This is a genomic window from Zwartia hollandica (assembly GCF_019923725.1).
Lineage (GTDB): Bacteria > Pseudomonadota > Gammaproteobacteria > Burkholderiales > Burkholderiaceae_B > Zwartia > Zwartia hollandica.
This window is the reverse complement of sequence record NZ_JAHXRI010000010.1, coordinates 725800-747226: the sequence shown is the minus strand read 5'-3', so window position 1 is coordinate 747226 and position 21427 is coordinate 725800. Positions and strand designations below refer to the sequence as shown.

18 protein-coding genes, 2 tRNA genes, 3 rRNA genes, 1 other RNA gene and 1 pseudogene are annotated in these 21427 nt (G+C 53.3%); 15 read left to right on the top strand and 10 right to left on the bottom strand.

Features of this window, described 5'->3' with window-relative positions:
* The 5 genes and pseudogenes from KZZ10_RS14340 to KZZ10_RS14320 all read right to left on the bottom strand — a co-directional run.
* Positions 1 to 296: pseudogene (locus tag KZZ10_RS14340) on the bottom strand (cell envelope integrity protein TolA); the annotation flags it as partial.
* A gap of 42 nt (positions 297 to 338) precedes the next feature.
* Positions 339 to 818, bottom strand: coding sequence for a protein TolR (gene tolR, locus KZZ10_RS14335; protein WP_259662190.1), 480 nt, complete (start codon positions 816 to 818; stop codon positions 339 to 341).
* Positions 818 to 1498, bottom strand: coding sequence for a protein TolQ (gene tolQ, locus KZZ10_RS14330; protein WP_259662189.1), 681 nt, complete (start codon positions 1496 to 1498; stop codon positions 818 to 820). Before tolQ ends, tolR begins: the two co-directional genes overlap by 1 nt.
* Before the next feature lie 3 nt (positions 1499 to 1501).
* A complete protein-coding gene (gene ybgC, locus KZZ10_RS14325; protein WP_259662188.1) occupies positions 1502 to 1909 on the bottom strand; it encodes a tol-pal system-associated acyl-CoA thioesterase in 408 nt (135 codons plus the stop codon).
* Positions 1909 to 3642 (bottom strand): proline--tRNA ligase, encoded by a 1734-nt coding sequence (locus KZZ10_RS14320; protein ID WP_259662187.1) that lies wholly within the window; start codon positions 3640 to 3642, stop codon positions 1909 to 1911. The genes ybgC and KZZ10_RS14320 overlap by 1 nt, the downstream gene beginning before the upstream one ends.
* A gap of 86 nt (positions 3643 to 3728) precedes the next feature.
* Between KZZ10_RS14320 and KZZ10_RS14315 the strand changes: the two genes are divergently transcribed.
* Positions 3729 to 4262 (top strand): RNA pyrophosphohydrolase, encoded by a 534-nt coding sequence (locus tag KZZ10_RS14315; RefSeq protein ID WP_311133558.1) that lies wholly within the window; start codon positions 3729 to 3731, stop codon positions 4260 to 4262.
* Positions 4263 to 4291: 29 nt separating this feature from the next.
* Here the strand turns inward: KZZ10_RS14315 and KZZ10_RS14310 are convergent, their stop codons facing one another.
* The 3 genes from KZZ10_RS14310 to KZZ10_RS14300 are packed head-to-tail and all read right to left on the bottom strand — an operon-like array spanning position 4292 to position 7178.
* Positions 4292 to 5194 carry an NAD(P)-dependent oxidoreductase gene (locus KZZ10_RS14310; protein WP_259662186.1) on the bottom strand — a complete coding sequence of 301 codons (903 nt, stop codon included), beginning with the start codon at positions 5192 to 5194 and terminating at the stop codon, positions 4292 to 4294.
* Positions 5195 to 5197: 3 nt separating this feature from the next.
* Positions 5198 to 6700, bottom strand: a complete 1503-nt coding sequence (locus KZZ10_RS14305) for a tripartite tricarboxylate transporter permease (RefSeq protein ID WP_259662185.1) — start codon at positions 6698 to 6700, stop codon at positions 5198 to 5200.
* 13 nt (positions 6701 to 6713) lie between these two features.
* A complete protein-coding gene (locus KZZ10_RS14300) occupies positions 6714 to 7178 on the bottom strand; it encodes a tripartite tricarboxylate transporter TctB family protein (protein WP_259662184.1) in 465 nt (154 codons plus the stop codon).
* Between the two features lie 363 nt (positions 7179 to 7541).
* Between KZZ10_RS14300 and KZZ10_RS14295 the strand changes: the two genes are divergently transcribed.
* The 3 genes from KZZ10_RS14295 (at position 7542) to ssrS (ending at position 8445) form a co-directional block, all read left to right on the top strand.
* Positions 7542 to 7925: a hypothetical protein gene (locus KZZ10_RS14295; RefSeq protein WP_259662183.1), complete on the top strand. Its 384-nt coding sequence runs from the start codon at positions 7542 to 7544 to the stop codon at positions 7923 to 7925.
* Complete coding sequence (locus KZZ10_RS14290; protein WP_259662182.1) at positions 7925 to 8242, top strand: cell division protein ZapA; 318 nt, start codon at positions 7925 to 7927, stop codon at positions 8240 to 8242. Before KZZ10_RS14295 ends, KZZ10_RS14290 begins: the two co-directional genes overlap by 1 nt.
* Before the next feature lie 18 nt (positions 8243 to 8260).
* Positions 8261 to 8445: non-coding RNA, 6S RNA (ssrS, locus tag KZZ10_RS14285), on the top strand.
* 75 nt (positions 8446 to 8520) lie between these two features.
* Here the strand turns inward: ssrS and lgt are convergent.
* Positions 8521 to 9306 carry a prolipoprotein diacylglyceryl transferase gene (gene lgt / locus KZZ10_RS14280; protein WP_259662181.1) on the bottom strand — a complete coding sequence of 262 codons (786 nt, stop codon included), beginning with the start codon at positions 9304 to 9306 and terminating at the stop codon, positions 8521 to 8523.
* Between the two features lie 66 nt (positions 9307 to 9372).
* Between lgt and ilvD the strand changes: the two genes are divergently transcribed.
* The 9 genes from ilvD to KZZ10_RS14235 all read left to right on the top strand — a co-directional run bounded on the left by ilvD (position 9373) and on the right by KZZ10_RS14235 (position 18430).
* Positions 9373 to 11058, top strand: coding sequence for a dihydroxy-acid dehydratase (gene ilvD, locus KZZ10_RS14275; RefSeq protein WP_259662180.1), 1686 nt, complete (start codon positions 9373 to 9375; stop codon positions 11056 to 11058).
* Between the two features lie 5 nt (positions 11059 to 11063).
* The gene (locus KZZ10_RS14270; RefSeq protein WP_259662179.1) at positions 11064 to 11408 is read left to right on the top strand and encodes a c-type cytochrome; all 345 of its coding nucleotides are present in this window, start codon (positions 11064 to 11066) and stop codon (positions 11406 to 11408) included.
* Positions 11409 to 11441: 33 nt separating this feature from the next.
* Positions 11442 to 11993: a peptide-methionine (S)-S-oxide reductase MsrA gene (gene msrA, locus KZZ10_RS14265; RefSeq protein ID WP_259662178.1), complete on the top strand. Its 552-nt coding sequence runs from the start codon at positions 11442 to 11444 to the stop codon at positions 11991 to 11993.
* Between the two features lie 447 nt (positions 11994 to 12440).
* A 16S ribosomal RNA gene (locus KZZ10_RS14260) occupies positions 12441 to 13971 on the top strand.
* Positions 13972 to 14141: 170 nt separating this feature from the next.
* Positions 14142 to 14218 (top strand) — tRNA-Ile (locus KZZ10_RS14255).
* 15 nt (positions 14219 to 14233) lie between these two features.
* Positions 14234 to 14309 (top strand) — tRNA-Ala (locus tag KZZ10_RS14250).
* A 378-nt stretch (positions 14310 to 14687) separates the two neighbouring features.
* Positions 14688 to 17566 (top strand): 23S ribosomal RNA (locus KZZ10_RS14245).
* A gap of 240 nt (positions 17567 to 17806) precedes the next feature.
* A 5S ribosomal RNA gene (rrf, locus tag KZZ10_RS14240) occupies positions 17807 to 17919 on the top strand.
* Together the 16S, 23S and 5S rRNA genes with 2 tRNA genes alongside form the textbook arrangement of a ribosomal RNA operon.
* Before the next feature lie 157 nt (positions 17920 to 18076).
* Positions 18077 to 18430, top strand: coding sequence for a DUF4870 family protein (locus tag KZZ10_RS14235; protein WP_259662177.1), 354 nt, complete (start codon positions 18077 to 18079; stop codon positions 18428 to 18430).
* A 90-nt stretch (positions 18431 to 18520) separates the two neighbouring features.
* Here KZZ10_RS14235 and KZZ10_RS14230 read toward each other — a convergent pair whose 3' ends face one another.
* The gene (locus KZZ10_RS14230) at positions 18521 to 18988 is read right to left on the bottom strand and encodes an SWIB/MDM2 domain-containing protein (RefSeq protein ID WP_259662176.1); all 468 of its coding nucleotides are present in this window, start codon (positions 18986 to 18988) and stop codon (positions 18521 to 18523) included.
* Positions 18989 to 19157: 169 nt separating this feature from the next.
* Between KZZ10_RS14230 and KZZ10_RS14225 the strand changes: the two genes are divergently transcribed.
* Together KZZ10_RS14225 and pyrC are read left to right on the top strand one after the other, a co-directional pair.
* The gene (locus KZZ10_RS14225; protein WP_259662175.1) at positions 19158 to 20351 is read left to right on the top strand and encodes a M20 aminoacylase family protein; all 1194 of its coding nucleotides are present in this window, start codon (positions 19158 to 19160) and stop codon (positions 20349 to 20351) included.
* A gap of 2 nt (positions 20352 to 20353) precedes the next feature.
* On the top strand, positions 20354 to 21412 hold the full coding sequence (gene pyrC / locus KZZ10_RS14220) for a dihydroorotase (protein WP_259662174.1): 1059 nt from the start codon (positions 20354 to 20356) through the stop codon (positions 21410 to 21412).
* Positions 21413 to 21427 lie beyond the last annotated feature (15 nt).

The following is a 21427-nucleotide window of genomic DNA, read 5'->3' as shown; positions in this document are numbered from 1 at the left end:
GTAGGGGGCGGGGGGGGCGGCGGGGGCGCAGGAGTGGGCTCAGGCGCCGGCGTTGGTTCTGGCTTGGGCTCAGATTTAGCGGGTGGTTGGGGGGGAGGGTTCACTGGGCTATTGCCGTCGGCCCATAACTGAATTTGCATCGGGCCCTCAGCTTCTGTCTTCCAATTAAGGCCAACTACGAGCAACAAAACAAGCACGAGGTGCGCAAGCAAAGCCCAGCCAAACGCGCGTATATCCAGCGTTTGTTTGGGCGGCAACATGGGGCCGCTAACAGGCGAAGCTTTACGTGGCGTCATGGGTGGTGCAACAGGCTCGAGGCTTGTGTGCGAGAGTCCTTTTCATCGTCTGTTGGCGGGTTTGCCTGTTGGCTTTGCGTTTGGTGCGGGCGCGTCACTTTTTTGGTCGACAAGCAAGCCGAGCTTAGTCACGCCATTTTTACGCAAATCGTCCATGACTTTCATGACGGATTCGTAGGGCACTTTGCCATCGGCTGCGATCACAACAGGTTGATCGGGTTTGAGCTCAGACAAAATTGTCTGTGCGAGCGCGCTGCGCTCTACGGGCACATTGACGGCGCCCGGTTCACGTTTGCGCCAAGATAGCTTCCCGTCCTCGGTGATTTGGATTTCAATTGGAGTGACTGGCACGTTGGCGGCTTGTCCCACCGAGGGCAATTCAATCACCCCAGGTGTAATAAGCGGTGCAGTCACCATAAAAATCACGAGTAGTACCAACATCACATCGATGTATGGCACGACGTTGATTTCGTTTTTCAGACGTCGGCCTGGGCGCCCAGAGCTTGAGCGGACGGAGGACATTAGCGCACCTGTCGTTGCAAGATGTTCAAGAACTCATCGACAAAGGTCTCGAAGCGGATCGACAGGCGATCGATGTCGTGGGTATAGCGGTTGTACGCAACGACCGCTGGAATTGCTGCGAAGAGACCGATAGCCGTGGCAATCAGGGCCTCGGCAATACCTGGCGCGACGGAAGCGAGAGTGGCTTGTTGTACGTTTGCAAGACCAACAAAGGCGTGCATGATGCCCCAAACTGTACCGAGCAGACCGATATAGGGGCTAACCGAGCCAGCAGAGGCTAGAAAGTTCAGGTGCGACTCGAGTTCATCCATTTCGCGCTGGAAAGCGGCACGCATTGCGCGTCGGGCACCATCAAGGCTGGCAGTGTTTTCGGCACCAGCGCCTGCACGACGTCCTTTGAGGAATTCGGTCATGCCACTGTCAAAGATGCGTGCCAGTGCGCCTTGCTCTGCACGGCGGGTGGAAATGGACTGGTGCAGCAAGGCTAAATCGCCACCGGACCAGAAGTCGTCTTCAAAGCGACGCGTTTGTATTAATGCCTTTTTGATGGTGGAGCGCTTGGCAAAAATAAATGTCCAAGAGGCGATCGAGATGACAATGAGCAATAACATGATGAACTGAACGGGAATACTGGCGTTCAGTACCAGCGAGAGCATTGACATATCTGAAGGTGTTGGCATCACTTAGTCCCGAGTAATTGCAGCAAATTTTGTGTGAATCGATTCCGGAATCGCAGCGATTCGCATGTTAACTGTTTCTACACAGCAAACTTGGATGTTCCCTTGCGTCAAGAGTTCCCCTTGCCTACGAATCGATTGCCTGAAGTGTAACGAAGCACGGCCTAGTCGTGTCACTTCGCTTTCAATTTGTAGCAAATCGTCGAGCTTAGCCGGTAAAAGATACTTGATATCAAGCTTGGCTACCATGAACATTCGCTGTTCAGTCTGCGCTAGCTCAAATTGATTGACACCAAGAGCTCGTAGCCATTCAGTGCGCCCGCGCTCCATAAACTTGAGGTAGTTGGCGTAAAACACGACACCGCCCATGTCTGTGTCTTCGTAGTAAACCCGCACGTCAAAGCTGTGTTGCATCAATAGGTCTCAAGCAAGGCAAGCGTTTGGGTGCAACAGTCCGACAACGGGACCCGTGCGGCCTCCGTTTGTTTGCGGCCAAGCAGCTCGATCACGCCGTCGTTGAGTCCGCGCTCGCCAACGGTGATACGCACGGGCGGGCCAATCAGTTCCCATTCGGCAAACATAATGCCCGGACGAAGGTCGCGATCGTCTAGGATGACGTCCACCCCTTTGGCCTTCAGTTCGGCATAAAGGGCTTCTGCAGCGTCACGTACCGCCTGGCTCTTGCCCCAACCGACCGCGCAGATCGCAACCTCAAAAGGCGCAATGGCACGCGGCCAGACAATACCTTTGGCGTCATGGTTCTGTTCGATTGCAGCTCCCACAATGCGGGTAACACCAATCCCGTAACAGCCCATCTCCATCAGAGCGGGCTTGCCACCTTCGTCGAGGAAGGTAGCCTTCAAGGCCTCTGAGTACTTTGTGCCGAGGTAAAAGACATGGCCCACTTCGATGCCACGTTGAATGGCTAGGGTGCCTTTGCCGTCTGGCGCTTGGTCGCCTTCGACCACGTTACGCAGGTCTGTAATGAGGTCGGGTTCGGGGAGATCGCGTGCCCAATTGACGCCTGTGAGGTGGAAATCTTCCTGGTTGGCGCCGCAAATAAAGTTGTGCATATTCGCGACAGTTAAGTCGGCGATGACTTTGACAGGTTTGACCATTTTTACTGGGCCAAGATAGCCCGGTTTGCAGCCGAAGTGTTCAATAATTTCCGCTTCAGTCGCAAAGCGAAAGCCCTTATTCAAGCCAGGAACCTTACCTGTTTTGATTTCATTGAGCTCGTGATCACCGCGCAGTAGCAGGAGCCAGACTTGAGCAGGGCCTTTTTCTGGATCGGTGGCCAGCACGATAGATTTGACGGTCTGGGAAAGTGGGGTGCCTAGGAGTTCTGCCACGGCCTCACATTTTGCAGCCCCTGGCGTGGGCGTTGGGGTTAGGGGTGCCGAGGCGGCTTGACGCTGGGTCAGCAGGCAGGGCGCTGGTGCCAGTTCGATATTGGCCGCGTAGCTCGAGGCAGGGTCGTACACGATCAAATCTTCACCAATATCGGCAATCACTTGAAACTCATGGCTTTGCGAGCCGCCGATCGAGCCGGTGTCGGCCGAGACGGCCCTGAACGTTAAGCCCATGCGTGAGAAGATCTTCATGTACGCATCGAACATGACTTGATAACTTTTTTGGGCGCTGGCCACATCGCGATCAAAGGAATAGGCGTCCTTCATCGTGAATTCGCGGCCGCGCATCACGCCAAAGCGTGGGCGTCGTTCGTCGCGAAATTTTGTTTGGATATGGTAGAAGTTGACCGGGAGTTGGCGCCAGCTTTGTATCTCGTTGCGGGCGATGTCGGTGATGACCTCTTCTGAGGTTGGCTGCAGGACAAAGTCGCGACCATGGCGATCTTTCATGCGCAACAGCTCCGGCCCGTATTGTTCCCAGCGCCCTGACTCCATCCACAACTCAGCGGGCTGTACCACGGGCATCAGCAATTCAAGGGCGCCAGCCGCATCCATTTCTTGACGGATGATGTGCTCGACCTTGCGGATCACCCTCAGACCTAGCGGCATGTAGTTGTAGATGCCCCCTGCAAGTTTGCGGATCATGCCCGAGCGCATCATGAGGCGATGGCTTGTGATCTCTGCATCGTTTGGGGCTTCTTTGAGGGTGGTGATATGAAAGGCTGAGGCGCGCATGAAAGACCGATAAATTTTATTGGGGCAAAATTGCCGACAGATACGTATAATCAAATGCAATTGTATTGAATTCGTTGGGAGTGGCCATGCTTGATCGCGAAGGCTACCGTCCTAATGTTGGAATCATCCTTGTTAATCAAAAAAACGAGGTCTTCTGGGGTAAGCGCATTCGGGAACATGCTTGGCAGTTCCCCCAAGGTGGCATTAAGCAGGGCGAGAGCCCGGTACAAGCCATGTTTCGCGAACTGCATGAAGAGGTCGGCTTAAAACCTGACCAGGTCCGAATTTTGGGACGCACACGTGAGTGGTTGCGCTACGACGTGCCGGATACCTTTATTCGGCGCGAATCGCGGGGGCATTATCGAGGGCAAAAACAGATCTGGTTTTTGCTGCGAATGCTTGGGCGCGACCATGATGTTCAATTGCGCGCCACCCCGCATCCAGAGTTCGACGCTTGGCGCTGGAGCCATTACTGGGTATCGCTCGATGATGTCATTGAATTTAAACGAGATGTCTACACGCTTGCGCTTAATGAGTTGGCTACTTTCATTTTTAAACGCGGGCAAGATACGCGGCCAGAAGCTGAGGGAGTAGTCTTGGAAATAAAAACGGCGCTTTGAAGCGCCGTTTTTCATGACAATCAACTGAATTACCGAAGCCGCTTCAGCAAGCTTGAGGTATCCCAGCGATTACCACCCATCTTTTGAACATCCGCGTAAAACTGGTCCACTAAAGCGGTGACAGGCAGGCGCGCACCATTACGACGGGCTTCGTCCATCGCCAAGTTCAGGTCCTTGCGCATCCAGTCAACCGCGAAACCAAAGTCGAATTTATCATCCACCATGGTACTGCCCCGATTTTCCATCTGCCAGCTCTGAGCGGCACCTTTGCTGATGACGTCCAGGACTTGTTTCATATCTAAACCGGCAGCTTCCCCAAAGGCAACACCCTCGGCTAAACCTTGCACCACGCCGGCGATACAGATCTGATTCACCATTTTGGCGAGCTGACCTGCACCCACTGGCCCCACGAGTGTGACAGCTCGTGCCATCGTTGCAATGACATCGCGAACTGCGGCAAACTCTGCTGCATCACCACCGCACATCACAGTCAACATGCCATTGATTGCACCAGCCTGTCCACCAGAAACTGGGGCATCAATGAAGCGCACCGACTTCTGTTTGGCGATGGCATGTAGCTCGCGCGCCACAGAAGCGGAAGCTGTCGTGTGGTCAACGTAAGTGGCGCCTGCCTGCATGCCGGCAAACGCACCGTTTTCGCCGAGCACGACGCTACGCAGATCGTCATCGTTCCCAACGCACGAAAACACAATCTCGGCCCCCGAGGCAGCTTCGCGAGGTGTCGCGCAAGCGCGCCCACCAAACTCAGCTACCCAAGCCTGGGCCTTTTGTGCATTTCGGTTATAGACCGTCACGTGATGCCCTGCCTTGGCCAGATGACCAGCCATCGGCAGTCCCATCACCCCTAAGCCCAGAAACGCGACTTTGCGGGGGGATGAGGCTTCGTACGTTTTGCTGTTGATGCTAGGCATGGATCAGTCTTCCACGAAGGCTTCTTCGCGCTTCTTCTTGATCGATGGCAGGGCCACGATCACGACCAACAGGGCGGCAACACCCAACAGCGATGCGGACAGCGGACGATCCAGGAAGGTCATGAAGTTACCGCGTGACAAGAGCAAGGCGCGACGGAAGTTTTCTTCCATCAGTGGGCCTAGAACCAAACCGAGCAACAGTGGTGCACCTTCGCATTTCAGTTTGGACCACAGATAACCAATGATGCCGAAGATTACCGTCACGACAATATCGAACGTGTTGTAGCTCAGCGAATAGACACCAATCGTACAAAACACCAAAATAGCCGGGAACAAAATGCGGTAAGGCACTTTCAGCAGCTTTACCCAGATCCCGATCAGGGGCAGGTTCAGCACGATCAGCATCAGGTTACCAATCCACATCGAGGCGATCAGACCCCAGAACAGCTGTGGGTGGCTTGTCATCACCTGAGGACCAGGCTGAATATTGTGAATGGTCATTGCACCGACCATCAGCGCCATCACGGCGTTGCTAGGAATACCTAGTGTCAGCAATGGGATGAACGATGTCTGTGCGCCAGCGTTGTTCGCGGCTTCAGGACCAGCCAAACCAGCAGGGTGGCCTTTGCCAAAACGCTCGGGATTCTTCGAGAGCTTCTTTTCTACCGTGTACGCAGCAAACGATGACAGCACAGCGCCGCCGCCAGGCAAAATGCCAAGCAAGGAGCCGATGGCTGTACCACGTACAACGGCAGGCCACGATTCTTGGAACTCTTGCTTGTTTGGATAGAGTGAGCCGATCTTGGCATCAAGTTCAACCCGATTCTCTTTGAGCTCGAGGTTGGTCATGATTTCGGCAAAACCGAATACGCCCATGGCCACGATCGCAAAGCCAATACCGTCTTGCAGTTCAGGGATGCCGAAGTCATAGCGGGCAACGCCTGAGTTCACGTCTGTGCCGACCATCCCTAGCAGCAGACCCAACAAGATCATGCAAATTGCTTTGAGCAGTGAGCCCGAAGCGAGCACGACAGCGCCGACCAAGCCTAGAACCATCAGTGAGAAGTACTCGGCAGGGCCAAACTTGAACGCCAACTCTGCAAGCGGGGGAGCAAATGCTGCGATGAGCATTGTGGCAACGGATCCGGCAAAGAAGGAGCCCATGCCGGCGATCGCGAGCGCTGCGCCAGCGCGGCCATTCTTCGCCATGGCATGGCCGTCAAGCACGGTCACAACAGAAGAGGTTTCTCCTGGCAGGTTCACCAGAATGGCTGTTGTTGAACCGCCGTACTGCGTACCGTAGTAAATACCAGCCAACATGATCAGACCAGCGATCGGTGGCAGCACATAAGTAATTGGCAACAGCATCGCGATAGTCGGAACCGGGCCGAGACCAGGAAGAACGCCCACCAGCGTGCCGAGTAAACAGCCGACTAGTGCGTATGTCAGGTTTTCTGGTGTGAATGCCACACCGAAACCGATCATTAAGTTGTTAAGTAAGTCCATGAACAGGTGCTCCTTAGTTCATACCGAGAAAGGCGGGCCAAATGGGGAATACCAGCTTGAGGCCTTTCACAAAGGCAGCCCAGCACATCACGGTCAAACACACAGCGTTGATGATGGTGGTCTTCCAGTTGTGGTCGTGGCCTGCGGTACTGCTGATCAGCACCACGGCCATGATTGAAAGCAACAGTCCTAACGGGCGGAGCATCACGGCAAAGGCCAGAACGGAGACGCAGATGATGGCGAGAATTTTGAAATCAAATTTGGCGATTTCAGTTTTCTCAGCCTTTTTGCGCAACGAGTTGAGCAAAACAATTGCGCCTAAGCCAGCCATAATGACGCCAAGCCAGTAGGGGAAGTAACCTGGCCCCATTCGAGCGGCTGTGCCCATTGAGTAACTGGTCGCTTTCCAGGCGAAGGCGAGGCCTAGGATGATAAACATCACCCCCGACCAAAAATCCTGTTTATTTCTAAGCTGCATGGTAAGTAGCTCCTTGACTGCGCTGCTAATAATTATTTTGTTGAAACGATGGGTGCGCTGGGCGCACGTTAAGCCCACTAGCGTTGCGATTAATTTTCTTGCACGCTGCTAGTACGGAGTGCATGGTAATGGACTGTCTGCGCAAAGCAAATCAAAAAAGGAGGTTTATGCGATGGGGTTTTCCCTAGACGGACCCCGGAACGAGCTCTTCTTAAAGAAAAAGCACTTAATTCCCTACTTTTTCGTAATCAGATTGAAAGGTTTTTATTGCGTAGCATAGTTTTCTGAATGCTAGCTTACATTTTTAAGTGAATTTGTCAGATTCAGATTTTGAGAATCGTAAATTTGCTTTACGATAGCGATATGCTTGACGATCTCGATAACCTATCCGCACGCTTAACGAAGCTTGTTGCCCTGACGCAGCAGCTCGTCGCTGACCAAAAAAACCTTCAATCTCAATTGGCGCAGGTTCAGTCTGAACGCGACGCATTAAAAGCGAAGCTGGATCTAGAGGGAACGGAGGCCAAGGTCCTCCACAAAAAAGTGGACTCGTTTGCCAGTGAGAAGGCTTCGCTGCAAGGGTCTCTCGATTTGTTCAAGCAAGAGCACACTGCCTTACAGGCGCAATTGGAGTCGCGCGATCAAGAGGTTAATACCTTGCGCGAGGCAACGGTCGAGGCGCGTCAGCGTATTGAGGCGGTGCTCGAGCGCTTACCAGGCGCCGCGCAACCTGAGGAGCCACGTTAATGGAGCGCGTTGATATTTCTATTCTTGGCCGAGAGTATTCCTTGGCGTGCCCGGCGGAAGAAAAAGCTTCGCTTACTGCTGCTGCGCAGCACATCAGCCAGTTGGCTGGGCGTATTCAAGGAACGGGAAAGGTTTCAGGAAATGAGCGAATCGCCGTCATGGCTGCAATACAGGTTGCGGTCGAGCTCTTGTCCGTGCGCGCGCCAGATGGTCCGCTCGGTGGCTTGGCGGTAGGAGACTTCAAGCGTAGAATTGATGACATGAACTTAATGCTTGATGCGGCCTTGGCTGCCTCCGGCCCCGGCAAAGTAAAGTAAACGCCAATTATTTCCAGTTTGTCCCTGCTGTGTTCGTGACCAGGTCATATATTCTCTGAACCAATGCTTTGGCATACATAGGTTGTGGGATAGCCCGACGGGAATGCGCGTCTCTAGTCAGATGCGCTCGAAGTCAGGCAGATCGCGGCCAACTTGAACCCTAGGTTCGAGATGCCGGCCTGAACGGCACGAGCGGGGCATCTACAGTAAAAGGGTCTGCCCAATTTGGCAGGCCCTTTTGTTTATTTTCGCGGCTTGTCGCAATCCTTACTTGTTTGCTAGCGTGACTGCTTGCGTCGAGTCCAAAAAAACAAAAGAACCCCGGCGCCGATCATTGGCAGACATAGCCACTGCCCCATACTTAGTCCAAGGCTGAGCAGCCCCAAAAAACTGTCCGGCTCACGCGCAAATTCAGCGGCAAATCGCAATGTCCCGTAGCCAATCAGAAATACAGCGCTGATTTGGCCAGTGGGGCGAGTTTTGTTGGCAAACCACCACACGAGGGCAAATAAAGCGAGGCCTTCTAAGCCAAATTGATAAAGTTGAGAGGGGTGTCTGGCCAAGCCGTCGCCACTCTGTGGAAACACCATTGCCCAAGGCACCTCACTTGGCCTTCCCCACAGTTCCCCATTGATGAAATTTCCAAGCCTTCCAACGGCTAAACCAAGTGGGATGAGGGTCGCGACAAAGTCCGCCACTAAAAAAAACGTGTAGCCACGTGCTCGAGCCAGCAGAAACATCATGACCAGCACGCCAAGAAGGCCGCCATGAAAAGACATCCCGCCTTCCCAGACGTAGAAAACTTCAAGCGGATGGGAAAGGTAGTAGACGGGCTTGTAAAACAGGACATATCCTAGGCGCCCGCCTAGAACGACTGACAATACCCCATAAAAAATAATGTCTTCAAGGTCGCGAGCGTTGAGCGTGGTTTTGTGGTGAGATATACGCCAGCGTCCAAGCAGCCAGGCAGATCCAAACGCGACTAGGTACATCAAGCCATACCAGTGTATGGCGAGTGGCCCGAGGCGAATTGCTACGGGGTCGATCGTTGGGAATTGCAGCATGGCGCCCCACCAAGTAAAAGATGTCCGATAATAACCGCTGAAATCTTCACTAACAGGTATTTACACATGGCAAATAACGAACGTTCTAAGCACATTACTGAAGGCGTGACGCGCGCGCCCAACCGCTCGATGTACTACGGCATGGGCTACAAAGAAACTGATTTCGCCAACCCCATGATTGGTGTGGCGAACGGACATTCCACCATCACACCTTGTAATAGTGGCTTGCAGCCGCTTGTTGATGCCGCGATTGCCGCGGTGCGCGAGGCTAAAGCGAACCCGCAGGTTTTCGGCACGCCCACGATCTCTGATGGGATGTCCATGGGAACCGAGGGCATGAAGTACTCGCTCGTTTCGCGGGAAGTTATTGCCGACTGTATCGAGACGGCAGTGCAGGGCCAATGGATGGATGGTGTTGTTGTAGTCGGCGGTTGCGACAAAAACATGCCAGGCGGGATGATCGGTATTGCGCGCATAAATGTGCCCGGGATCTATGTTTACGGCGGCACAATCAAGCCAGGCTCACATAAAGGTCGCGACTTGAATATCGTTTCGGTGTTCGAAGCCGTGGGTGAGTTCACGATGGGGCGCATGAGTACCGAGGATTTCAAAGCGATCGAACAAAAGGCAATTCCTGGTTCGGGCTCTTGCGGTGGAATGTACACGGCCAACACGATGAGCTCGTCATTCGAAGCGATGGGCATGGCGTTGCCTTACTCCAGCACCTTAGCCAATGAAGATCAAGAGGCAATTGCCAATGCTGCTGAAGCTGCGCGCGTGTTGGTCGACGCCGTGCGCAAGGGGCGTAAGCCACGCGACATTATTACGCGCAAGTCCATCGAGAATGCGGTGTCGGTCATTATGGCGATTGGTGGATCTACCAACGCCGTTCTGCACTTCTTGGCTATTGCGCACGCTGCAGAGGTGCCCTGGACGATTGACGACTTCGAGACCGTTCGCAAGCGTGTGCCAGTCCTGTGCGATTTAAAACCATCAGGCCAGTTCCTGACTGTGGATCTGCATCGCGCAGGCGGAATTCCGCAGGTCATGAAGATTTTGTTGAATGCAGGTCTGTTACATGGCGACTGCATGACGATTACCGGCAAAACGATTGCCGAGACGCTCAAAGACGTTCCGAATGAGCCGCCAGCGGGCCAGCACGTGATTCGCACGATCAAAAATGCGATGTACGAGCAAGGCCACCTCGCCATCCTGAAGGGCAATCTATCGCCTGAAGGCTCTGTAGCCAAAATTACCGGGCTTAAGAATCCGGTTATCACTGGACCGGCGCGCGTCTTTGATTCGGAAGATGATGCGATGACAGCGATCATGGACCGTAAGATCACGCATGGCGATATCGTTGTGATTCGTTACGAGGGCCCCAAGGGTGGACCTGGAATGCGCGAGATGCTTGCGCCCACCTCGGCGCTCGTGGGGCAGGGTTTGGGCGAGACGGTAGGTTTGATTACGGATGGCCGATTCTCGGGCGGTACATGGGGCATGGTGGTTGGGCACGTTGCTCCCGAGGCTTATGTCGGAGGCCTCATTGGCCTGATTAAAGAGGGTGACTCCATCACGATTGATGCACACAAACAGCTGTTGCAACTCAACGTCGCGGATGCGGAGATCGAGCAGCGTCGCAAGTTGTGGAAGCAACCCGCTCCCCGCTATACACGCGGCGTACTTGCCAAGTTCGGTCATCTTGCCAGCACCGCAAGTCGCGGCGCTGTGACGGACGCGTTCGATAAGTGATGCGAATGGCTGCCCAGCGAAGAGGCTGGCGCGCCATTTGCGCCAGTCTCGGTTTGGGTTTGCTTTACGCAGGCTTTGCCCACGCACAGGCTACGCCTGATGGCTTGGCGCTTGCGAAGGCCAAGACCTGTATGGGTTGTCATCAAGTAGATGCTAAGCGCGTAGGCCCTTCCTTTACGGCGATTGCGCAACGATACGCTGGACAGGCCAACGCAGAGGAGTATCTCAGCACAGCGATTAGGAAAGGCGGGAAAGGGCGCTGGGGTGCGGTCCCGATGCCTGCTCAGTCTCAGGTCAATGAGCAGGATGCCCAGCGGTTAGCGCAGTGGATTATTTCTTTGCGGCCTTAGTCGCACACAACATATCAGTCATAGGCGAATTAGATGAGCTCAACTCCTGTTGAAATGCAAAGTGCCGTGTTTGGTGGGGGCTGTTTTTGGTGTGTCGAGGCGGTCTTCGCTGCGCTACATGGTGTGCACAGCGCGCAGTCGGGCTATTGTGGCGGCGCTGTGGATAATCCAAGTTATGAGCAGGTTTGCACCAAGCAAACAGGTCATATCGAGGTGGTGAAAATCGACTTTGACCCGACGCAAATCAGTTACAAGGATTTGCTTGAAGTGCTGTTTGCCATTCACGATCCCACAACACCTGGCCGCCAAGGCAATGACGTTGGGCCCCAGTATCAGTCTGCTATTTTCTGGCAGGATGTTGCTCAGCGCGAAATGGCAGCTGCAGTAATTAGCGAGCTGAATGTTTCGGGTGAGTTCGCCGCTCCAATCTGCACTGAACTCAGGCCCGCTGCCACCTTCTGGCCTGCCGAGGCTTATCACGACAATTACTTCGCACTGCATCCGGAGCAGGGCTACTGTCAGATGGTAGTGGCACCCAAAGTTCAAAAATTTCGTAAGCGGTTTGCGGCTCGCCTCAAATCCTAGGGGCTCTTGCAGTTAATTCGGTCGCTAAACTTGACAGGGCAAAAAAATCCCTTCATAATCTCGTTTCTCTGCTTCTAACAAAGCAAAGAAAGTAAGTAAAAGCAGTCAGTAGCAGCCGTGGTGATCTGGTCTTTTAAGACCATTTAATTCCCGAATACCTACAGATTTGCTGCATTTAGCTGATCTTCAGCTTTATGCAAGCGGTACCTTGTTCTTTAAAAATTTGACAACCGATAAGTGTGGGCGCTTGATACGCGTAGCGCAGGTCACACAGCTGTAACAGGCTGCTGTGATTGCAAACGAAATCAAGTGCTCACTTGAAGTGAAATAGTAATGTCTCTGGGTGTTAAAGCCTGGAGATAAAACGAAGTCACTTCCTTTGAGCAGCGACGTATAACCGGCCCGAGCTTTGGCTTGGGTCATGGAAATACGATTTATACAGAGATTAAACTGAAGAGTTTGATCCTGGCTCAGATTGAACGCTAGCGGGATGCCTTACACATGCAAGTCGAACGGCAGCGCGGACTTCGGTCTGGCGGCGAGTGGCGAACGGGTGAGTAATGTATCGGAACGTGCCCAGTAGCGGGGGATAACTACTCGAAAGAGTAGCTAATACCGCATACGCCCTACGGGGGAAAGGGGGGGATCGAAAGACCTCTCACTATTGGAGCGGCCGATATCGGATTAGCTAGTTGGTGAGGTAAAGGCTCACCAAGGCGACGATCCGTAGCTGGTTTGAGAGGACGACCAGCCACACTGGGACTGAGACACGGCCCAGACTCCTACGGGAGGCAGCAGTGGGGAATTTTGGACAATGGGGGAAACCCTGATCCAGCCATTCCGCGTGTGCGATGAAGGCCTTCGGGTTGTAAAGCACTTTTGGCAGGAAAGAAATCGCATGGATTAACACTCTGTGTGGATGACGGTACCTGCAGAATAAGCACCGGCTAACTACGTGCCAGCAGCCGCGGTAATACGTAGGGTGCAAGCGTTAATCGGAATTACTGGGCGTAAAGCGTGCGCAGGCGGTTCGGAAAGAAAGGTGTGAAATCCCAGGGCTTAACCTTGGAACTGCACTTTTAACTACCGAGCTAGAGTATGTCAGAGGGGGGTGGAATTCCGCGTGTAGCAGTGAAATGCGTAGATATGCGGAGGAACACCGATGGCGAAGGCAGCCCCCTGGGATAATACTGACGCTCATGCACGAAAGCGTGGGGAGCAAACAGGATTAGATACCCTGGTAGTCCACGCCCTAAACGATGTCAACTAGCTGTTGGGGCCTTCGGGCCTTAGTAGCGCAGCTAACGCGTGAAGTTGACCGCCTGGGGAGTACGGTCGCAAGATTAAAACTCAAAGGAATTGACGGGGACCCGCACAAGCGGTGGATGATGTGGATTAATTCGATGCAACGCGAAAAACCTTACCTACCCTTGACATGTCTGGAATCCCGAAGAGATTTGGGAGTGCTCGCAAGAGAACCGGAACACAGGTGCTGCATGGCTGTCGTCAGCTCGTGTCGTGAGATGTTGGGTTAAGTCCCGCAACGAGCGCAACCCTTGTCATTAGTTGCTACGAAAGGGCACTCTAATGAGACTGCCGGTGACAAACCGGAGGAAGGTGGGGATGACGTCAAGTCCTCATGGCCCTTATGGGTAGGGCTTCACACGTCATACAATGGTCGGGACAGAGGGTCGCCAACCCGCGAGGGGGAGCCAATCCCAGAAACCCGATCGTAGTCCGGATCGTAGTCTGCAACTCGACTACGTGAAGTCGGAATCGCTAGTAATCGCGGATCAGCATGTCGCGGTGAATACGTTCCCGGGTCTTGTACACACCGCCCGTCACACCATGGGAGTGGGTTTCACCAGAAGTAGTTAGCCTAACCGCAAGGGGGGCGATTACCACGGTGGGGTTCATGACTGGGGTGAAGTCGTAACAAGGTAGCCGTATCGGAAGGTGCGGCTGGATCACCTCCTTTCAGAGCAGCGTCTAGGCGTGTCGTAGCGCTCACACTTATCGGTTGTTTGAATGAAGAAGCAAGGGTATTAGGTCGTGCGTGAGAAGCTTGCGCATGAGCAGTGGTAGTGCAGCAGTAGTGGAGTAGTGGAGGCCTGTTTACGGGTAACTGCTACGCTCGCCGAGTCGGCCGGGTCTGTAGCTCAGCTGGTTAGAGCACCGTCTTGATAAGGCGGGGGTCGTTGGTTCGAGTCCAACCAGACCCACCACAACATGGGGTATCTGGGGGATTAGCTCAGCTGGGAGAGCACCTGCTTTGCAAGCAGGGGGTCGTCGGTTCGATCCCGTCATCCTCCACCAACGACTGGTGGGAAGAAAAGACAGAGAGCGGATAGAGTCTAACTCTTAGTGCACACGTGCAGACACCTAGGGAGTTGAGGTGATTGACGAGAAGGTAGTGTGTATTAAGAGTTAGGCCTTGTGCCTAATAGATTTACCTTGTTCTTTAACAATCTGGAAGAAGCACAACGAAAAGTTTTTGGTGGTGCGCGGCATGTAAAAGTGTTGTGTGTCACGAATAACGGGTTGTGATTGCATAGTAATTTGTTCAATTCTCAAGCTCTATTGAGTTGGCTGTTGGGTGTAAGAGCCTGGTGGTTGATGAGATAGGGTGCCAAAGATGAAGAACGGCACAAACGCTACAAGTAAATCAGCGTCTTATAGCCTATATGGTTATAGGATCAAGCGACTAAGTGCATATGGTGGATGCCTTGGCGATCACAGGCGAAGAAGGGCGTGGTAGCCTGCGAAAAGCTACGGGGAGCTGGCAAACAAGCATTGATCCGTAGATGTCCGAATGGGGAAACCCACCGCGCAAGCGGTATCCCAGACTGAATACATAGGTCTGAGGAGGCGAACCGAGCGAACTGAAACATCTCAGTAGCTCGAGGAAAAGAAATCAACCGAGATTCCGAAAGTAGTGGCGAGCGAAATCGGAAGAGCCTGTACGTTTTAGCTGTTGCAATAGTTGAATGGGATGGAAAGCCCAGCCATAGCAGGTGATAGCCCTGTAGACGAAATTGCGGCGGTGGAACTAAGCGTACGATAAGTAGGGCGGGACACGTGTAATCCTGTCTGAAGATGGGGGGACCATCCTCCAAGGCTAAATACTCGTGATCGACCGATAGTGAACAAGTACCGTGAGGGAAAGGCGAAAAGAACCCCGGAAGGGGAGTGAAATAGATCCTGAAACCGTATGCATACAAACAGTAGGAGCCTCGCAAGGGGTGACTGCGTACCTTTTGTATAATGGGTCAGCGACTTACATTCAGTGGCAAGCTTAACCGAATAGGGAAGGCGTAGCGAAAGCGAGTCCGAATAGGGCGTCTAGTCGCTGGGTGTAGACCCGAAACCAGGTGATCTATCCATGGCCAGGTTGAAGGCACGGTAACACGTGCTGAAGGACCGAACCCACTAATGTTGAAAAATTAGGGGATGAGCTGTGGATAGGGGTGAAAGGCTAAACAAACCTGGAGATAGCTGGTTCTCTCCGAAAGCTATTTAGGTAGCGCCTCACGTATTACTGCCGGGGGTAGAGCACTGTTATGGCTAGGGGGTCATGGCGACTTACCAAACCATGGCAAACTCCGAATACCGGCAAGTACAGCGTGGGAGACAGAGCACCGGGTGCTAACGTCCGGACTCAAGAGGGAAACAACCCAGACCGCCAGCTAAGGTCCCAAACTATCGCTAAGTGGGAAACGAAGTGGGAAGGCATAGACAGTCAGGAGGTTGGCTTAGAAGCAGCCATCCTTTAAAGAAAGCGTAATAGCTCACTGATCGAGTCGTCCTGCGCGGAAGATGTAACGGGGCTAAGCGATAGACCGAAGCTGCGGGTGTGCAATTTATTGCACGCGGTAGGAGAGCGTTCCGTAAGCCTGCGAAGGTAGCTTGTAAAGGCTGCTGGAGGTATCGGAAGTGCGAATGCTGACATGAGTAGCGATAAAGGGGGTGAAAAGCCCCCTCGCCGTAAGTCCAAGGTTTCCTGCGCAACGTTCATCGGCGCAGGGTGAGTCGGCCCCTAAGGTGAGGCAGAGATGCGTAGCTGATGGGAAGCTGGTTAATATTCCAGCACCATTGTATGGTGCGATGGGGGGACGGATTGCGGAAGGTTATCAGGGTGTTGGATGTCCCTGTTGCTGCATTGGAGAAGGCGTTTAGGTAAATCCGGGCGCGTAATTCAAGGGTGTGGCACGAGCGAACTTGTTCGCGTAGTAACTGGAAGTGGTTCCAAGAAAAGCCTCTAAGCTTCAGCCATACAAGACCGTACCGCAAACCGACACAGGTGGACGGGATGAATATTCCAAGGCGCTTGAGAGAACTCAGGAGAAGGAACTCGGCAAATTGATACCGTAACTTCGGGAGAAGGTATGCCTCGGTAGTGTGAAGGGCTCGCGCCCGGAGCATGATGAGGCCGCAGAGAATCGGTGGCTGCGACTGTTTATTAAAAACACAGCACTCTGCTAAGACGAAAGTCGACGTATAGGGTGTGACGCCTGCCCGGTGCCGGAAGGTTAATTGATGGGGTGCAAGCTCTTGATCGAAGCCCCGGTAAACGGCGGCCGTAACTATAACGGTCCTAAGGTAGCGAAATTCCTTGTCGGGTAAGTTCCGACCTGCACGAATGGCGTAACGATGGCCACACTGTCTCCTCCTGAGACTCAGCGAAGTTGAAGTGTTTGTGATGATGCAATCTACCCGCGGCTAGACGGAAAGACCCCATGAACCTTTACTGTAGCTTTGCATTGGACTGTGAACCGGCCTGTGTAGGATAGGTGGGAGACGTTGAAGCGTGGTCGCCAGATCGCGTGGAGTCAACCTTGAAATACCACCCTGGTTTGTTTGCGGTTCTAACCTTGGCCCGTTATCCGGGTCGGGGACAGTGCATGGTGGGCAGTTTGACTGGGGCGGTCTCCTCCCAAAGTGTAACGGAGGAGTTCGAAGGTACGCTAGGTACGGTCGGAAATCGTGCTGATAGTGCAATGGCATAAGCGTGCTTGACTGTGAGACTGACAAGTCGAACAGGTGCGAAAGCAGGACATAGTGATCCGGTGGTTCTGTATGGAAGGGCCATCGCTCAACGGATAAAAGGTACTCTGGGGATAACAGGCTGATACCGCCCAAGAGTTCATATCGACGGCGGTGTTTGGCACCTCGATGTCGGCTCATCTCATCCTGGGGCTGTAGCCGGTCCCAAGGGTATGGCTGTTCGCCATTTAAAGAGGTACGTGAGCTGGGTTTAAAACGTCGTGAGACAGTTTGGTCCCTATCTGCCGTGGGCGTTGGATACTTGACGGAGCCTGCTCCTAGTACGAGAGGACCGGAGTGGACGTACCTCTGGTGTACCGGTTGTCATGCCAATGGCATTGCCGGGTAGCTATGTACGGAAGAGATAACCGCTGAAGGCATCTAAGCGGGAAACTCGTCTGAAGATTAGGTATCCCGGGGCCTAGAGCCCCCTGAAGGGTCGTTCAAGACCAGGACGTTGATAGGTCAGGTGTGGAAGCGCAGTAATGCGTTAAGCTAACTGATACTAATTGCCCGTGCGGCTTGATCCTATAACCCTACAGGTTAAAGACCTGATTGTTGTAGAGTTTAAGTGCCGTTCAAATAAATGAAGTGCCGCAATAACAAATTGTTATTGCCGCAGAGCAGTCAAAACATCCAACCCGTATTCAAAAACAAACACACCAAAAACACCCCTAGGTTCGTCCTAGTGGTCAGCAACACAGTTGCGCTTCTTCCCAGATTGGAACGAGCACTGCCCCATCAGGGCCGTGAGCGTTCAACAAGCTACGCTTGATGACCATAGCGAGGTGGTCCCACCCCTTCCCATCCCGAACAGGACCGTGAAACACCTTAGCGCCGATGATAGTTGATTAACGTCTGTGAAAGTAGGACATCGTCAAGCTCTTACCCCTCAAACCCCCAGTCGCTAAAGCGTCTGGGGGTTTGTCTTTGTGCGACAGGTTTGTGCGAGTTTTTTAGCCTAGTGCCGCTAACCCGAAGCTAGTCGGCATGGCTTGCCTAGGGTAAGATTCTTTTATGTACCTCACGGAGTAAACAGCATGACAAATCCCATTCCTCAAGAGCCTACCCCGATTGACTTGCGGGTAATTACACAAGTTGCGTACGGCTTGTTCGCGATTGGGCTGCTGAGCGCAGGTGTGCTTGGTGCAGCGACTGTCGCAGCAATCGTGTTGTTGTATATCAAGCGTGCCGACGCTGCTGGTACCGTGTACGCAGCGCACTTTGATTGGATGATGCAAACATTTTGGTGGGGTCTCTTGGCATTAGCTGTCAGCGGTCTAGCCACCTATATTTACATTGGTTGGGTCGGTGTGATTGCCACCGGTATCTGGGCGGTTTTCCGTTTAATCAAGGGTTGGCTGGCCTTGCTGGAAGGGCGCATCCCCGTCTGATGCACTGACTTTGCGAGTCTTATTACAAGGCATTTGAAAATAAAAAAAACGGCACCGTAAATACGGTGCCGTTTTTATTCATGCATCGATTTATTTCAGGTGACCGCTAACGATTTTGGTCAACTCAAACATCGAAACCTGATTCTTACCGAACAAAGGCTTGAGCTTGTCATCGGCATTGATGTTGCGACGGTTCTTGGCGTCTTGCAGATCATGCTTCTTGATGTAGTCCCAAATCTTCTTTGTGACTTCTGTGCGTGGCACTGCAGCTGCACCAATGACGGCGGCCAATACTGCGCTAGGAGTCAATGCTTTCATGAAAGCAGCGTTAGGCTTGCGAGCAACTTTCTTCGCAGCTGGCTTCTTCGCAGCAACTTTCTTTGCAGCAACTTTCTTCGCAGCAACCTTCTTCACAGCAGCTTTTTTAGCAACTGGCTTCTTAGCGGCAACTTTTTTCACAGCAGCTTTTTTAGCGACTGGTTTTTTAGCAGCAACTTTTTTGGCAGCTGGTTTTTTAGCAGCAACTTTCTTAGCAGCAGGTTTTTTGGCGGTGGCCATGTGGGCTCTCCTAGTGAGGCAGATTAATGTGCACAACAGGCGCAGCATAATACTTCTGCGCAGGAAAGACAAAGATTTTGTCGAAACCTAGACGAAATAATACTAAATGTCGCAAATTTGTCTACGATGTAAACTCATTTCTCCTAGGACAAACGGGATTGTTTTCGCTATGTACCCACGCTCACCACTAGCCTCGATACAAAAATTCCACCAAGAACTTGTAGCGCTGCGGCGTGATTTGCATGCCAATCCCGAGCTAGGATTTCAGGAAGTGCGGACCTCCGGCATCGTTGCCGGCGCGCTTGAGGCCCTGGGCATTGAGGTGCATCGTGGCATAGGTAAAACAGGGGTTGTTGGGGTCATTCGCGGCCAAAAGACTGACTCGGGCAAGATGATTGGGCTGCGTGCGGACATGGATGCCCTCCCCATTGCCGAGGACAGCAACTCAGAGTATTGCTCTACCGTTCCGGGAATGATGCATGCTTGTGGCCACGACGGCCACACAACTGTTCTGCTTGGTGCAGCAAAGTACTTGATGCAGAACCGGAATTTCAATGGCACTGCCGTGCTGATTTTCCAACCAGCCGAGGAGGGCTTGGGCGGAGCGCAAGCCATGGTCGACGACGGCTTGTTTGAGCGCTTCCCTTGTGATGCGATCTATGCATTGCACAATTGGCCGGCCTTACCCGCAGGAGTGATTGGTCTAAATCCCGGCCCGATGATGGCGGCATCGGATCGGTTTGAGATCGTGATCAATGGGCGCGGCGGGCATGGCGCGCATCCCTACCAAACGATTGATCCGATCGTTGTGGCAGCGCAAATGGTCACGGCGCTACAAACGGTCGTGTCGCGCAATGTGCACCCAGTTGAGTCTGCGGTCATTTCTTTCGGCCATATTCAAGCTGGTAATGCTGGTGCTGCCAGCGTGATCCCCGGCACCGCCAGGTTGGTTGGGACCGTACGCACCTTTAGTGATACGGTTCAAGCCTTGGTCGAGTCGCGGATGCGTAGCTTGATTCATTCGATCGCCGAAGGGTTTGGTGCGACAGCCGAATTTACCTACGGACGCTACTACCCGGCGACGATCAACATCGCTGAGCATGCAGCATTTGTGGCTCAGGTGGCGACGGACTTGTTTGGCGCAGATAAGGTGGTGGCGAACCTCATCCCCTCGATGGGTGCTGAGGATTTCTCGTTTATGCTCAAAAAAGTGCCCGGAGCATACTTTCGCCTCGGGCAAGGCGGGGCAGAGCAAGGTCGTGTGCTCCATAATTCACGGTTTGACTTCAATGATGAGGTGATCCCCGCCGGCAGTGCTATGTTTGCTTCGATTATTGAACGCGCGATGCCTTTGGAAAATTAATCATGACTCAACAGACATTAACCATGGTCAGGCCTGATGATTGGCATGTGCACCTGAGGGATGGCGCAGTTCTCGCCTCTGTCGTCGGTGCGACAGCGCGGCAATTTGCACGTGCAATCGTTATGCCTAACCTCAAGCCTCCCGTCACCACGGTCGCGTTGGCTCAAGCCTATCGCTCCCGTATTGAGCAAGCGATGGCCGAGGTTGGAGTATCCAAAGAGGATTTCACCCCTTTGATGACGTTGTATTTGACTGACAATACGACTCCCGATGAAATATTGCGCGCCAAGGAGACAGGGGCTGCGCTTGCGGTCAAGCTGTATCCCGCGGGTGCGACGACCAATTCTGACGCAGGTGTGACGGATTTGCTCGGGCGTTGCATACCAGCCTTAGAGGCGATGCAGCGGGTTGGGATGCCTTTGTTGGTGCACGGGGAGGTTACGGATCCGTTCGTCGATGTCTTTGATCGTGAGGCCTTGTTCATCGACCGCGTCATGATCCCCTTGCGCAAGGCCTTGCCTGCATTACCTGTTGTGTTTGAGCACATCACCACCAAGGACGGTGCAGAGTACGTGCGCGATGCAGAGGGACCCGTGGCTGCGACGATCACCGCACAACATCTGCTGTACAACCGTAATGCAATTTTTCAGGGTGGGGTGCGACCGCATTATTACTGCTTGCCTATTTTGAAGCGGGAAGTGCATCGTTTGGCCCTCGTCGAAGCCGCCACCAGCGATAGCCCGCGGTTTTTCTTGGGGACAGATAGTGCACCCCATGCCAAGGGTTTAAAAGAGCACGCCTGTGGCTGTGCAGGCTGCTACACGGCATTGCACGCCATGGAGTTGTACGCGACAGCTTTCGACCGTGTCGGCAAACTTGACAAGCTCGAGGCGTTTGCGAGCCTACGTGGACCAGATTTCTATGGTTTGCCCCGCAACCAAGGCACGATCACGTTACGTCGAGAGCCTTTCGCTATTCCGCAAGAGTTATCCTTCGGTGATGAGAGCATTGTGCCGCTCGCCGCCGGAGAGTCCCTACCTTGGTCTATGGTCGACAGGTAGGCGCTTAGGCCAGCC

Coding starts and splice junctions, on each gene's coding strand:
- ybgC (WP_259662188.1), bottom strand. CDS start 1,909: ATGCAACACAGCTTTGACGTGCGGGTTTACTACGAAGACACAGACATG.
- KZZ10_RS14320 (WP_259662187.1), bottom strand. CDS start 3,642: ATGCGCGCCTCAGCCTTTCATATCACCACCCTCAAAGAAGCCCCAAAC.
- tolQ (WP_259662189.1), bottom strand. CDS start 1,498: ATGCCAACACCTTCAGATATGTCAATGCTCTCGCTGGTACTGAACGCC.
- KZZ10_RS14290 (WP_259662182.1), top strand. CDS start 7,925: ATGGAGCGCGTTGATATTTCTATTCTTGGCCGAGAGTATTCCTTGGCG.
- pyrC (WP_259662174.1), top strand. CDS start 20,354: ATGACTCAACAGACATTAACCATGGTCAGGCCTGATGATTGGCATGTG.
- KZZ10_RS14225 (WP_259662175.1), top strand. CDS start 19,158: ATGTACCCACGCTCACCACTAGCCTCGATACAAAAATTCCACCAAGAA.
- KZZ10_RS14300 (WP_259662184.1), bottom strand. CDS start 7,178: ATGCAGCTTAGAAATAAACAGGATTTTTGGTCGGGGGTGATGTTTATC.
- KZZ10_RS14230 (WP_259662176.1), bottom strand. CDS start 18,988: ATGGCCACCGCCAAAAAACCTGCTGCTAAGAAAGTTGCTGCTAAAAAA.
- lgt (WP_259662181.1), bottom strand. CDS start 9,306: ATGCTGCAATTCCCAACGATCGACCCCGTAGCAATTCGCCTCGGGCCA.
- KZZ10_RS14315 (WP_311133558.1), top strand. CDS start 3,729: ATGCTTGATCGCGAAGGCTACCGTCCTAATGTTGGAATCATCCTTGTT.
- tolR (WP_259662190.1), bottom strand. CDS start 818: ATGTCCTCCGTCCGCTCAAGCTCTGGGCGCCCAGGCCGACGTCTGAAA.
- KZZ10_RS14270 (WP_259662179.1), top strand. CDS start 11,064: ATGGCTGCCCAGCGAAGAGGCTGGCGCGCCATTTGCGCCAGTCTCGGT.
- KZZ10_RS14235 (WP_259662177.1), top strand. CDS start 18,077: ATGACAAATCCCATTCCTCAAGAGCCTACCCCGATTGACTTGCGGGTA.
- KZZ10_RS14305 (WP_259662185.1), bottom strand. CDS start 6,700: ATGGACTTACTTAACAACTTAATGATCGGTTTCGGTGTGGCATTCACA.
- KZZ10_RS14295 (WP_259662183.1), top strand. CDS start 7,542: ATGCTTGACGATCTCGATAACCTATCCGCACGCTTAACGAAGCTTGTT.
- ilvD (WP_259662180.1), top strand. CDS start 9,373: ATGGCAAATAACGAACGTTCTAAGCACATTACTGAAGGCGTGACGCGC.
- msrA (WP_259662178.1), top strand. CDS start 11,442: ATGAGCTCAACTCCTGTTGAAATGCAAAGTGCCGTGTTTGGTGGGGGC.
- KZZ10_RS14310 (WP_259662186.1), bottom strand. CDS start 5,194: ATGCCTAGCATCAACAGCAAAACGTACGAAGCCTCATCCCCCCGCAAA.